At 73.2% G+C, this 12,773-nt stretch carries 12 protein-coding genes; 6 read left to right on the top strand and 6 right to left on the bottom strand.

Annotated elements, in window-relative coordinates; genetic code table 11:
- Nucleotides 1–18 precede the first annotated feature (18 nt).
- Nucleotides 19–1,575: a histidine ammonia-lyase gene (gene hutH / locus AC57BS_RS25020; RefSeq protein ID WP_496414155.1), complete on the bottom strand. Its 1,557-nt coding sequence runs from the start codon at nt 1,573–1,575 to the stop codon at nt 19–21.
- A 128-nt stretch (nt 1,576–1,703) separates the two neighbouring features.
- Here hutH and AC57BS_RS25015 point away from each other — a divergent pair, with 128 nt between their 5' ends.
- From AC57BS_RS25015 to AC57BS_RS24995, 5 genes are all read left to right on the top strand, one after another.
- Entirely contained in the window at nt 1,704–2,309 is a 606-nt protein-coding gene (locus AC57BS_RS25015; RefSeq protein WP_496414154.1) for a response regulator transcription factor, read from the top strand.
- A gap of 96 nt (nt 2,310–2,405) precedes the next feature.
- Nucleotides 2,406–3,677, top strand: coding sequence for a vanadium-dependent haloperoxidase (locus tag AC57BS_RS25010; RefSeq protein WP_496414153.1), 1,272 nt, complete (start codon nt 2,406–2,408; stop codon nt 3,675–3,677).
- A 356-nt stretch (nt 3,678–4,033) separates the two neighbouring features.
- Nucleotides 4,034–4,465 (top strand): hypothetical protein, encoded by a 432-nt coding sequence (locus AC57BS_RS25005; RefSeq protein ID WP_496414152.1) that lies wholly within the window; start codon nt 4,034–4,036, stop codon nt 4,463–4,465.
- Between the two features lie 86 nt (nt 4,466–4,551).
- Nucleotides 4,552–5,151 carry a hypothetical protein gene (locus AC57BS_RS25000; RefSeq protein WP_496414151.1) on the top strand — a complete coding sequence of 200 codons (600 nt, stop codon included), beginning with the start codon at nt 4,552–4,554 and terminating at the stop codon, nt 5,149–5,151.
- 13 nt (nt 5,152–5,164) lie between these two features.
- A complete protein-coding gene (locus AC57BS_RS24995; protein WP_496414150.1) occupies nt 5,165–5,932 on the top strand; it encodes an IclR family transcriptional regulator in 768 nt (255 codons plus the stop codon).
- Here AC57BS_RS24995 and AC57BS_RS24990 read toward each other — a convergent pair.
- Complete coding sequence (locus AC57BS_RS24990) at nt 5,904–6,425, bottom strand: class F sortase (RefSeq protein ID WP_496414149.1); 522 nt, start codon at nt 6,423–6,425, stop codon at nt 5,904–5,906. The genes AC57BS_RS24995 and AC57BS_RS24990 overlap by 29 nt on opposite strands.
- Before the next feature lie 229 nt (nt 6,426–6,654).
- Here AC57BS_RS24990 and AC57BS_RS24985 point away from each other — a divergent pair, with 229 nt between their 5' ends.
- Nucleotides 6,655–9,192: an amidohydrolase family protein gene (locus AC57BS_RS24985; RefSeq protein ID WP_496414148.1), complete on the top strand. Its 2,538-nt coding sequence runs from the start codon at nt 6,655–6,657 to the stop codon at nt 9,190–9,192.
- 4 nt (nt 9,193–9,196) lie between these two features.
- Here the strand turns inward: AC57BS_RS24985 and AC57BS_RS24980 are convergent, their stop codons facing one another.
- From AC57BS_RS24980 to AC57BS_RS24965, 4 genes are read right to left on the bottom strand one after another with little or no spacing between them, the layout of a single operon-like run.
- Nucleotides 9,197–10,216: an ADP-ribosylglycohydrolase family protein gene (locus tag AC57BS_RS24980; protein ID WP_496414147.1), complete on the bottom strand. Its 1,020-nt coding sequence runs from the start codon at nt 10,214–10,216 to the stop codon at nt 9,197–9,199.
- Nucleotides 10,213–10,695, bottom strand: coding sequence for an ADP-ribosyltransferase domain-containing protein (locus tag AC57BS_RS24975; protein ID WP_496414146.1), 483 nt, complete (start codon nt 10,693–10,695; stop codon nt 10,213–10,215). Before AC57BS_RS24975 ends, AC57BS_RS24980 begins: the two co-directional genes overlap by 4 nt.
- Nucleotides 10,692–11,144, bottom strand: a complete 453-nt coding sequence (locus tag AC57BS_RS24970; RefSeq protein WP_496414145.1) for a hypothetical protein — start codon at nt 11,142–11,144, stop codon at nt 10,692–10,694. The genes AC57BS_RS24975 and AC57BS_RS24970 overlap by 4 nt, the downstream gene beginning before the upstream one ends.
- Nucleotides 11,141–12,772, bottom strand: a complete 1,632-nt coding sequence (locus AC57BS_RS24965; protein WP_496414144.1) for a putative T7SS-secreted protein — start codon at nt 12,770–12,772, stop codon at nt 11,141–11,143. Before AC57BS_RS24965 ends, AC57BS_RS24970 begins: the two co-directional genes overlap by 4 nt.
- Nucleotide 12,773: the final 1 nt, after the last annotated feature.

Here is a 12,773-nt window from a genome sequence, read left to right as displayed (position 1 = left end):
GTGTATCGAGACCTTCGTTCACTGGAGTTCTCCGATCACGGACTCGGCGGCGGCGAGGACCGCGCCGGACTGGACGAGGCCGACGGCGGCCTCGATCTCGGGCGAGAGGTGGCGGTCGGGGCCGGGACCCGCGATGCCGTTGCTGCGGAGCAGGTCGACGACCGCGCCGGTGGCGGGCGACGGGGTGAGCGGCGCCCGCAGGTCGAGCGCGCGGGCCGCGGTGAGCACCTCGACAGCGACCACGCGGGAGAGGCCGTCGACCGACCGACGCAGCTTGCGCGCGGCGCTCCAGCCCATCGACACGTGGTCCTCCTGCATGGCGCTGGAGGGGATCGAGTCGACCGATGCCGGGACCGCGAGCCGCTTGAGCTCGGACACGATCGCGGCCTGGGTGTACTGGGCGATCATGTGGCCGCTGTCGACACCGGGGTCGTCGGCCAGGAACGGCGGCAACCCGTGGTTGCGCGCCTTGTCGAGGAACCGGTCGGTGCGCCGCTCGCTGATCGAGGCCACGTCGGCCGCGACGATGGCGAGGAAGTCGAGGACGTAGGCCACCGGGGCACCGTGGAAGTTGCCGTTGGACTCGACGGCGTCGCCCATCACGACCGGGTTGTCGACGGCGCTGGCGAGCTCGCGTCCGGCGACCGTGGCGGCGTGCTCGACGGTGTCGCGGGCGGCGCCGTGGACCTGCGGCGAGCAGCGCAGCGAGTACGCGTCCTGCACGCGGTTGCAGTCGCCGGTGCGATGCGAGGCGACGATCGCGGAGCCGGCCATCATCGCGGTGAGGTTGGCCGCGGACAGCGCCTGCCCGGGGTGCGGGCGGATCGCCTGGAGCTCGGGGGCGAACACGCGGTCGGTGCCGAGCTGGGCCTCGACGCTCATCGCGGCCGCGACGTCGGCGGTGCGCAGCAGCATCCGCAGGTCGGCGATCGCCATCACGAGCATGCCGAGCATCCCGTCGGTGCCGTTGATCAGGGCGAGGCCCTCCTTGGCAACGAGCTCGACCGGCTCGAGGCCGGCGGCAGCGAGTGCCTCGGCAGCGGGCACGAGACGGTCGGAGGCGTCGCGCACGTCGCCCTCCCCCATCAGTGCGAGAGCGCAGTGCGACAGCGGCGCGAGGTCGCCCGAGCAGCCGAGCGAGCCGTACTCGCGCACCACCGGGGTGATGCCGTGCGAGAGCAGGTCGGCCATGAGCTGCGCGGTCTCGCGGCGTACGCCGGTGCGCCCCGTCGCCAGCGTCGAGAGCCGCAGCAGCATCAGCGCGCGGACCACCTCGCGCTCGACCTCGGGACCCGAGCCGGCGGCGTGCGAGCGTACGAGGGAGCGCTGGAGCTGGGCGCGCATCTCGGTCGGGATGTGCCGGGTGGCGAGGGCGCCGAAGCCGGTGCTGACGCCGTAGGTCGGGGTCTCGGCGGCGGCCAGCGCCTCGACCACCCCGCGGGCGTGGTCGATCGCCGCCAGCGCCTCCTGGGTGAGGACGACCGGGGCGCCCTCGCGGGCGACGCGGACGAGGTCGTCGAACGGGACGGGGCCGACGCCCACCTCGATGGCCTGGATGTTCTGCATGAGATCCATCAAACTCCTCCACGGGTGTCCCGCTCCACCCGCGAAGGCGTTCCTCTGTCTCGGATCCCAGACCCCTTGAATATGGGATGCGGTCACGCCGTCGCGGGTCTAGCGTCGAGGCCGGCGAGAAGAGAACGATGACGGACCTTGTGCTCAACGCAGAGGAGCAGCAGGCGATGCGCCACCTGCTGGGGGCCCTGCCCTGCCCGGGGATGCCGCTCCCCAGTGCTCGGGTCCTCGGGTGGCTGGCCGTGCTGATCCCCTGCGGTCGCGTCACGGCGATCTTCCACGACCACCTGCGGTGCGTCACCGAGGAGGTCAGCATCGGACACCCGGCGCCCGCACGACACGGGGACGACCGGCTGGAGATCGAGTTCGGCAACGGCGAGGACGACGTCGTCCGCGTGCTGTTCGTCAGGCACCGGACCGTCTTCACCGACCGCGACCGCGCCATGGCCCGACTCATCGTGCCGGCCCTGGCGAGGCTCGTCCACGAGCGACCGGCACCCGCGCTCGCCTGCCTCACGACCCAGGAGCGCACGGTGCTGGGCCGCGTCGCGGCTGGTGCGACGAACGCGCAGATCGCCCACGAGCTCTGCATCGCCGAGTCGACCGTCCGCAAGCACCTGGAGCACATCTATCGCAAGCTCGGGGTGAGCGGACGTCTCGCGGCGGTCGCGCGGCTCCAGGAGCGGGACCTGCCCGGCCTGGACCTCAAGGAGCGGATCGCCCGGATGGTCTAGACGCCGACCGCAAAGGTTCGCCGCAACGCGAATGGTGCGGCGTCTGCGCGACGCCGAGACTCGCAGCAGGCTCCCCCGTCGCGAAAGGCGTACGCCATGACCTCGCTCCGCCGCTCCTTCGTCCTGCTCTGCACCAGCGTCCTCGTGCTCCCACTCTTCGCGACCGTCGCGGACGCCGTCCCCGCGGGAGGCGGACGCTCCGCGCGCGCGTCGGCCGGCCCGCAGGACGACCACGTCAAGGCGGCCGAGGCCGCCGTGCTGTGGCAGCGGATCGCCGTGCGCACCATCTGGTCCGAGACGGTGCCGACGCCGGCACCGCCCGTCGGGTCGATGTACCTCACGTTCACCTCCCTCGCGGTGCACGACGCCGCCAGCGAGGCCCAGCGCCGAGGACGGGTGGCCGCGACCGCCGCCGTGGCCACCGCGGCGCACGACGTGCTGTGGGAGTACTTCCCGGCGTCGCGGGCCAACCTCGATGCCGACCTCGCGGCGACGATGGCGCGGGTCCCGGACGGGAAGAAGGCCGACGCGGGTGCCGCCATCGGCGCGGCCGCTGCGGACGCGATGATCGCCTCCCGGGTCGGCGACGGACGGTTCGACCTCTCTCGGGTCTACTCCAAGGCCCCCGGCGTGGGCGTGTGGCAGCCCGGCCCGGGTGCCCCGACGACCGGTGGCGGTATGGCCCTGGCCTGGCTCGGCTTCCTCAAGCCGGTCGTGGACGTCGAGCCAGTGGCGCTCGACGGACCCGACCCGCTCGGCAGCGCCGCCTACGCCGCCGACTACAACGAGGTCGCGGCGATCGGGTCGACGACCTCGACGACACGTACGGCGGAGCAGACCGCGATCTCGCAGTTCTTCGCCAACAACGTCAACGGCGCCTACCGGCTGGCCGTGTGCGACGTGCTCGATGCTGGGCCGATGGGGCTGCTGCCCACCACCCGGATGTTCGCGCGGATGGACGCGGCCGTCCTGACGAGCTTCATCCGGACCTTCCGGCTGAAGTTCGACCTCGGCTTCTGGAGGCCGTACGAGGCGATCGCCGGTGCGGACACCGACGGCAACCCGGCGACCGCCCCGATCCCCGGATGGACAGCGCTCAACACGAACCCGGCCTACTCCGAGTACACCAGCGGCCATGCAGCGGCGACGTCACCGTGGGCAGAGGTGGTGCGCCAGACCCTGGGCGACGACACCCCGCTCGTGATCCGCGTCGGGACCCAGACGCGCAGCTACGCCACGATCTCCGGGCTCGAGCACGACGCGCTGCACGCCCGCATCTGGGGCGGCCTGCACTTCCGCGACGCGATGGACGACGGCTACCACCTCGGCCACACGACAGCCCAGAGGGTGATGGCGGCGATCCGCTGATCTGCAGCCCGTCGGGCAGGTCCGGCGCAGGGGCGATGGGAGCGGCGCGCGGCGGCCGGACCAGTCAACTGACGGGTTGGCGGACCAACTGGTCAGTTGGCGAGTTGGGTGGGGTCTGCGTCCGAATTGCTCCCCCAAGTCGCCAACTGGTGAGTTGGCGACATGGGTGGCGGTGAGCGCCGGCTCTGCGCCCCCAACTTGCCAACCGGTGAGTTGGCGGACCAACTGATCAGTTGGCGGCGCTGCAGCCCGCCCCGGTCCCACCCCAACGGATGGTGGCCGGGGGCGAGCGCGGCCTCCATGTGGCACCGTGAAGAGGATCGCGACCCTCCCGGGTCGCGGAGGAGGAGGTCCTCATGGACACGACGACATGGATCATCATCCTGGTCGTGGTGCTGGTCGTGGCGGCACTCGTCGCCTGGCTGGTCATGCAGCAGCGCAAGAAGAAGCAGCAGGAGCACGCCGAGCGACTGCGTCACGAGGCTCACGAGCACGCGAGCGAGATCCCGGAGACAAACGTCCGCGCCAAGGAGGCCGAGGCCGAGGCCGAGCGCGCCCGGCTCGAGGCCGAGCGTGCCCAGGAGAAGGCCCGAGAGGCCCAGGTCGCGGCCACCCAGCAGCAGGCGGTGCGCGAGGACCGGCTGCGCACGGCCGACCAGGTCGACCCGCGGGTCGACACGTCGTCCGACGACTACGCCCCGGGCACGACGGCGCACGACCCTGACACGGTGCTCGACGCTGACGACCCGCGCCGGACCGACGGGACCGACGGCACGCACCGCTCCTGATCCGCGCCGCCGCACCGCTCCTTCACGGGACAGCGACGGCCAGTGCTGGAAGACTGGCCGTCCCTGTCTCGTGAAAGAGGAAGCCCGTGCCCACGCTCAACATCGTCCTCGTCCTCGCCCTGGTCATCATCGCCCTCGCGATCGCCGCGGCGGCGTTCCTCGTCCGGAAGAAGAACCGGGAGGCCAACCTCGCCCGCGCCGACCAGCTCCGCTCCCAGGCCGCGACGCAGGCGCAGTCCACGATCGCGCCGGCCCAGGAGCGCGCGGCGGCAGCGGAGGCCGAGGCCGAGCAGGCCCGCGCCGTGGCGGCGAGGGCCGAGGCGGAGGCCGAGGAGGCGCGCGTGGCGGCCCAGCAGCTCGAGGCGACGCACGAGGGACAGGTCCGCGCGGCCGACCGGCTCGACCCGCGCGTCGACCACAAGGCCGACGACTACGCCCCGCAGGTGCCGGGCACGGCCGACCAGACCCCGACGCCGCCGGCGGAGGTGAACGCCGAGCCGACCGCCACCGAGCCGAGCACCGAGCAGCCGACCACAGCGCAGCCGACCACCGCGCAGGGCACCGACGAGGGCCAGCCCCCGCTCCTCCCGCGCCGCACCCCGGGCGCCAACGAGATGCCCGGCAAGCCCATCGAGCAGACCGACAGTGGCGGCGGCTGGTTCACCAAGGACTCCGACAAGTCCTGAGCCGCGGACGACGGTGAGCCAGGTCCCGGCAGCGACGCGCACGCTGCGCGTGCTGCGGTTCCTCGCCACCCAGGCCGACCCCGTCCCGCTCGACCGCATCGTGCGGGCCTGCGACCTGCCGCGCAGCACGGCGTACCACCTGCTCAACACGATGATCGACGAGGGCTTCGTGGTGCACCTGCCCGAGGAGCACCGCTACGGCCTCGGGGTGGCGGCGTTCGAGGTGGGCAGCGGCTTCACACGGCAGGAGCCGCTGGCCCGGCTCGCCCGTCGGCCGCTCGCCGAGCTGGTCGACCGCACCGGCCACGGCGCCCACCTGGCGGTGCTGCACGGCCGCGACGTCCTCTACGTGGTGGAGGAGCGCGCGCCGGGCCGCCCGCCGCTGGTCACGGACGTGGGCGTACGCCTCCCCGCCCACCTCACCGCGTCGGGCCGGGCCATCCTCGCGGCGCTCCCCGCCAGCCAGGTCCGCGCGCTCTATCCCGACCGGGCGGCGTTCGTCGACCGCCACGGCAAGGGTCCCACCTCGCTCAGCGCGTTGCGTACGGTCCTGTCCGCGACGCGTCAGCGCGGCCACGCCACCGAGGACGGCGAGGTCACCCCGGGCCTGTGCAGCGTCGCCGCGGCGGTGCTCGACCACAACGGGCACCCGGTGGCGGGCGTGGCCGTCACGTTTCCCGGCGAGGCCGGGGCCGACGACCCGGGAGCGGCCGCGGCCGTGACGGCCACGGCCGAGCGGCTGACGCGGCGGGTCAGCGGTTGGGCACGAGCTTCGCGTTGACGATGATGCGGGTGCGGTAGACGCCGGTGAGGTCGTTGCGGTCGCCGCACGTGATGAGCACCAGCCGGGGCTTTCCGCGGTCGCTGAAGAGCCCGGCCACGGCCTTGCGGGTCATCCCCGTCACCTTGCGCACGCGGGTCACCCGGAAGCGGTTCTTCCCCACCACGACCACGTTGCCGGGGTCCAGCCTGCCGAGGTTGTCGAAGACCCCGGGCCCCTTGGACCAGGTGTGCCCGGCGAGCACCGCGCTGCCCCGCTGGCCGGGGAGCACCCCGTGCCGCCAGCGGTAGACGTCGCGGACGCTGCGGCCGATCGCAAGATGCCCGGCCTTCGTCACCCCGACGGGGATGATCCCGGCGTTGACCCCGATGGCCGGGATCGAGAGCCGCCCGAGCGCGGCCTCCCGGTCGGTGCTCCCCCCCGGGCCGGCACCGGCCGGCGCGGCGACCAGCACCGCGGCGATCGCCAGGACGACCACGACCCACCTGCGCATCCCCACACCCCTCGATCCGCACTCGAACCGCGGGCCCCACGCCCGCCCTCGGAGGCTACGCCGAGGCGCGCGTCCAGTTCCCGGTCTTCGACCAACATGGGGGAAGCCTTCGAGCAGAGCAGTCCGCTCCCTGACGGTTGCCACGTGACCCGCAGCGGGTGGCTCTCGTTCAACCTCGGACGAGAAGGAGCCCGCCGTGCCGCCCACCCCACGCCCCGTGCATCGCATCGTGACCTCCCTCCTGGCCGCAGGCGGGTTGGTGGTCGGGGCCGTCCTGACCGCCGCGCCGACCGGCAGCGGGGCCGCCAGCCTGCCCACGACGTACGACGCGCAGTCCCGCGAGCGTGCGGCGGCGACCGCGGAGCGCGAGCCCCACCCGCACACCTCCGGCAGCACCGCGACGGCCGTGCTCGACGGGCACGGGCACGTCCACGACCCCGCGACCAAGAACGCGCTGAGCCGCAGCGGCGAGGCAGCGGCCAACCCCGCCCGCACCACCCCGCGGCAGCGACAGGCGAGCCGGGCCCGGGTCGCGTCGCAGCGCACCCAGCGCGAGCCGCGGCTGACCGGGGTGCCGCTGCGCAGCCCGCGCCGCGAGGTCCCGGAGAGCGTGTACGCGATGGCGGGCGGCTGCTACCGGCTCGGCGGGCAGTCGCTGACGTTCCAGGCGACGGGGCTGGGCACCTACCTCCTCCACGCCCCCGACCGCACGTTCCTGGCCGCATCGGGCGCGGACGGCACGACCTGGGCGGCCGAGCCGTCGCCGCTGGCGGACTGGACGGCGCGCAAGGCGGGGCCGGGACGGTTCACCTTCACGCTCGCCGACGGGCGCTCGCTCCGGCGTACGGGCGCGGGCTTCGGCACCGGCACGCCGCAGGCCTTCGCGCTGCGTCGTAGGTCCGGGTGCGTCGCCTTCCCCGAGGTCGGGACCAACGTGCGCGGCCGGCCGTTCGGTGGTGTCACGAGCTACCAGGAGGTCCGCGGCTGGGTCGACCCGCACGTCCACGGCCAGACCCACGAGTTCCTCGGCGGACGGGTGATCTGCAGCCCGCCCTTCCACCCGTACGGCGCTCCCGCAGCGCTCGTCGACTGCCCTGACCACCGGGTCGCCGACGGTCGCGGCGCGCTGCTCGAGGACGTCCTCGCCGAGCAGGCGCCCGGCACCGGGCACGACCCCGTCGGGTGGCCGACGTTCTCCTACTGGCCCAACCCGCACTCGCTGACGCACCAGCAGGTCTACTACAAGTGGCTCGAGCGCTCGTGGCGCGCCGGGCTGCGGATCCACACGAGCCTGCTCACCGAGAACCACGTCCTGTGCACCGTCTACCCGCTGAAGAAGAACTCGTGCGACGACCGCGACGCCGTACGGCTGCAGGCGAAGCGGATGCGGGAGATGCAGGACTACATCGACGCGCAGCACGGCGGTCCCGGCCGCGGCTGGTACCGCATCGTCACCGACCCCTTCGAGGCCCGCCGGGTCATCAACCAGGGCAAGCTCGCCGTGGTGATGGGCATGGAGACCTCGGTGCCGCTGGGGTGCAACGTCCAGCTCGGCCGGCCCACCTGCACCGAGCAGCAGATGCTCGCCGAGCTCGCCGAGATGAGGCGCCTCGGCGTGAGCCAGATGGAGCTCACCAACAAGTTCGACAACGCCTTCACCGGCGTGGCCGGCGACGCGGGCACCACGGGCACGCTGACCAACAGCGCCAACTTCCTCAGCACCGGGTCGTTCCTGCGGATGCGGACCTGCCCGTCGACCAACGCCCCCGGCGTGGAGGACCGGCTGCAGTCACCCAACCTCGGCGACCTGAGCGGGGGCGAGCAGTCGACGCCGGAGCAGGACGCGATCTTCGGCGCGATCTGGAAGCTGTACGGCGACACCGGGATCCAGGCCGGCGTGCAGCCGGCGCCGCTCTACCCGGCCGGCCCGCACTGCAACCAGCTCGGGCTGAGCCCCATGGGCGAGCGGCTGCTGTCGGCGATGATCGACCACAGGATCCTCGTCGACCCCGACCACATGAGCGTCGCGGGCCGCACCGCAGCACTGGACTACCTCGAGCGGCAGCAAGCCGCCGGCCGCACCCCCGGCGTGGTGTCGTCCCACTCGTGGTCGACCCCCGACGCCTACCCGCGGATCTACCGCCTCGGCGGTTTCGTCGCTCCCTACGCCGGCGACTCCACCGGCTTCGTGGAGAAGTGGCGCCAGCACCTCGGCTGGACCGACCGGCGCTACTACTTCGGCTTCGGGTTCGGCTCGGACATGAACGGCTTCGGCGCCCAGGGCGACCCGCGCGGTGCCGACGCGCCCGACCCGGTGACGTACCCCTTCACCGGACTGGGCGGGGTCACCATCGACCGGCAGCGCAGCGGCGAGCGGGTCTACGACGTCAACACCGACGGCGTCGCCCACTACGGCCTGTACGCCGACTGGGTCGAGGACGCCCAGCACGTCGCGGGTGCCGACGGGGCTGCCCTCGGCGCCGACCTCGCGCGCGGCGCCGAGGCGTACCTCCAGACGTGGGAGCGCGCCTGGGGCCTGGCGCCCGACTCGTGCCGCAACCCGGGGCTGCGGCGCTCGGTGCGATCCTTCACGCAGGCCGTCGAGCCCGGCATCCGCGCCCGTGCCCTGATGCGGCGCGTGGGCCAGCCGTGGCAGCGGCTGGGCCGTGGGTTCACCTACTGCGCGAAGGCACCCGGGAAGCAGCGGGTCCTGATGACCGTGCGGCTCTCACGAGGCGGGAAGGTGCAGGCCGTACGCCGGGGCTGAGGCCTCAGCCCGGGCGCCTCGGGCCGGGCTCGCCGGCAGGAAGGTGGGTGGCCGCGTCCTGCTCGCCGCGCGCCACCACGCGGCGGGCCAGGTCGCGCAGGTCGTCCGCCCGGAGCCCGGGCCAGCCGTGCACGTCGGCCAGCCACTCGCCGGGCAGGGCCGAGGCGCCGTGGGCGGCACCGAGCAGCGAGCCGGCGATGGCGGCGACGGTGTCGGTGTCGTCACCCGCGTGGACCGCGGCCGTGAGGGAGGCGACGACCGGCGATCCGTCGACGGCGGGGTGGCGGATCGCCGACCAGGCCGCCTGCAGGGCGGCGACGACGTAGCCGTTGGGGGCGAAGGCAGCGGGCGGACGACGCTCGGCATCGGCGATCCACCCCGCCCACTGCTCGCGCCGCTCGACCGGCAGCTCGGCGACCAGCGTCGAGAGGTCGGGCATCGTGCCGTCCAGGACGGCTCGGCGGATCGCGTGGCACCACAGCACGCACGCGTCCCCCGCGAGGTCGTCGGCGTGGGTCGCCTCGGACACCCACCGCGCCGCGAGCGTCAGCGTCGCGGGGTCGTCGAGGAAGGCGAGGGCGACCGGCGCCGTCCGCATCAGCGAGCCGTTGCCGGCGGTCCGTCCCGTCCGGTTATGCAGCGCAGCCGCCGCGGCCGACGACGTGCCCCACAGCCGCGTGCGACCCTCGACCGCGACGGTCCCCAGGACCTGTCGGGTCTGGGTCCCGACGTCAGTGGCTCCGCGGTCCAGCCAGTCGACCCACCCACGCACCACCGCGTCGAGCGCGGCCGCGCTGCGGAGCCCCTGGTCCGCCGCGACCCGGGCGACCACCACGGCCATCTGGGTGTCGTCGCTCCACTCGCCCGGCGCATAGGGGCCGAGCCCGCCACCGATCATCCGCGGCCGCTCACCGGCATCCAGCGGCGCGGACCCGAACTCGTACGGCACACCGATCGCGTCACCGCACGCGCCGCCGAGCAGGACGCCCTCGACGCGATCGGGATTAGGCGCGGGGCGGCTCACGCGATGTCGCCGGCGAACTTGCCCTCGATGGGGTCCGGCACCGGTTCGCGCAGCTCCGCCTCGAGGATGGCGCGGCCGATCTCCACCTGCAGCGCGGCGAGGTCGACGTCCGGCTCCTCCTCGGCGGAGGGGTCGAACTCCTCGACGATGGTGACGCCGAGGTCCTTCACGCGCACGCGGGTCACGAGGGTCAGGACGGTGCCGGGGAGCAGGACGACCTCACGTTCGTGACGAGCCGCGGAGAACGGCTCGATGGAGCGACCCGTCCTGCTGAGCACGGCGTAGACCGCGTCGGTGGTGAAGTTCTCGGTCGCGACGCGAGGGTCGCGGGAGGTCGACAGGAGCCGCTCGGTGACGTGGGCGCGACCCGACCACCGCTCGTGGCTGCGCGCCTCGCACCCGCGGAAGACCAGCCCGACGTGGGGCGGGAGCTGCTCGAGGGTGGACAGCAGCTTCTCGAGGTCCGGGGTCTGCGTCACGGCTGTCCCTCCATGTTGGTCTGGAGCGTCCACCGCTCCGGCCGCGTGGCAGCCTCCGCACGGCGGGCGAGGACGGGCACCTCGAGGGTGGTGACTCGCACCCGGCCGTTGCGGTCGGGGGCCCAGTCCTGCTGGTCGGCCCGCGTGCACGTCCAGGCCTCGCCGTCGAGCTCGACGAGCAGCTCGTCGTGCCCACGCCCGGGGCGTACGCCGCCCAGCGTGCCCTCGGCCTTCGACCCGTCACCGCGGTCGACGAGCACCCGGTCGCCGGCTCGGGTGTGGAACATCCAGGCGACCGGCTTCCAGTGCGGGTAGTCGTCACGCTTGGCACGGTTGAGCTCCGGCAGCGGATCGTCCTTGTGCGCCTCCTTGGCGGCTGCCCAGTCGCGGGCGGCCCACGCGGCGATCTCCTCGGGCGTCATCGCGTCGAAGTCCTTGTGACCACTCATCGGACCTCCCTCACCACGAGCTGGCGGACCCCGTCCGGACCCACCGTGTTGCTGAGCACCTCGAACTCGGTGCCTCCACGGAACAGGATCTCAGCCTCGGAGCGGGCCGCGGAGAACGGTCCCACGTTGCTCCCGGAGTGGCCGTCGATGGTGATGCGGGTCGGGTTGTCCCGGCCGGGGTTCATGAACCCCTCGGCGACGTTGGGGTTGGTCGAGCTGCTGGTGAAGGCCGGGTCGGAGTAGTTGCCGCCGTTGTCGATGTGGTCCACCACCGAGTCCGGCAGGTTGGTCGCTCGGTAGGTGGTGCCCTCGTAGCTGGGCAGCTGGTCCAGGCCACGGTTGGTGGCGTCGATCCGGGCCTGCACGTGCGCCTCGTTGGGCCCGATCTCGCGCATGTTGTTGTTCATCACGTCGTAGCCGTCGTTGGTCGTGTAGTCCCAGATGCCGCGGATGCCGTCGCGGTCGAGCTCCGGGTGCGCCCGCGTGACCTCGTCCAGCCACGGCTCGAGCGCCGGGTCGTCGAGGGTGCGATCCACTCCCTGCGGGGCCGGGGTGACGTCGTCGTAGCGGTGGAGGTCGGCGAGGTCGTCGAAGCGGTTGAGCCGTGTCAGGTCGTCGAGGTCGTCGAGGTTGTCGAGGTTGTCGAGCCGGTTGAGGTCGGCGAGCTCGTCGAGCCTCGACAGGTCGGACAACCCGTCGAGCAGGTCCACGCCGCCCTTCGCGCCGCGGGTGGCGAGCGCGCCGGTGCCGGCTGTGGCGACGGCCGCGATCGCGTCCGGCACGAGGTGCCCGATCGCGCGCGCCGGGTCGTCGGCCCACGTGTCCCAGTCGAGCAGGCTCTTGCCGAGCTCCCTGCCGAAACCGACAGGGTCGGTCGTCAGCCCGGTGTAGATGCCCTGCGCCATCGCCCAGCCGTTCTCGACGTCGAGCTCGTAGGTCTTGGCCAGCTCCTCGGGCGTGAGGTCGCCCGTAGCGAGCTTGTAGGCGTCGATCACCAGGTTGACCGGGCTGAAGGGGACCATCGTCAGCAGGTCCCACACGGCCTCGCCGGCTCCCTCGAAGATGCCGCCGACGAACTTGAGGCCGGACTCCAGCCAGTTGGGCTCCTCGGGGGCGTCGGCGCAGCCGGCGCGGACCTCGCCCGCGCAGATCGCGGCCGCGTTGTCGAGGTCGGTGCGGGCCGACTGCAGGGCGCGCAGCGCGTCCTGCTGGATCGGGTCGCCCCAGTCGACGAACGGCTCGGCCTGGTCGGTGCCGCCACTGCTCCAGTAGGCGCGCATCCGGCCCAGGTAGGAGTCGTACTGGGTGCGGGCGCTCTCCGACTCGCGCTGGCCGCGCTCGTACTCCGCCTTGGCCTCCGCGGCGCGCCGCTGAGCGTCCTCGAGCGCGCCGGCGTACGTGGTGAGGCCGGACGCGGCCTTCTTGAAGCCGTTGCCGGCCTTGATCCAGCGGTCCGGCTCGAGGTCGTGCGCCTCGCGGAACTCGTCGGCGGCGCGGCCGGTCCAGCCCGACACGTCGATCTTCGACAGCGCGTCGCCGGTGTCGTAGAAGAGCTGGCCCTTCTGCTCCATGAGCACGGCCCTGGACCGGATGGCGCCGGGGTTGCCCTCGACCTCGAAGTCCGGCACG

It is taken from the genome of Nocardioides sp. BGA-UO-ETr-FS32 (genome assembly GCF_059567905.1).
Note: the sequence above shows the minus strand (reverse complement) of the source record. Positions and strands in the feature narration are given on the sequence as shown.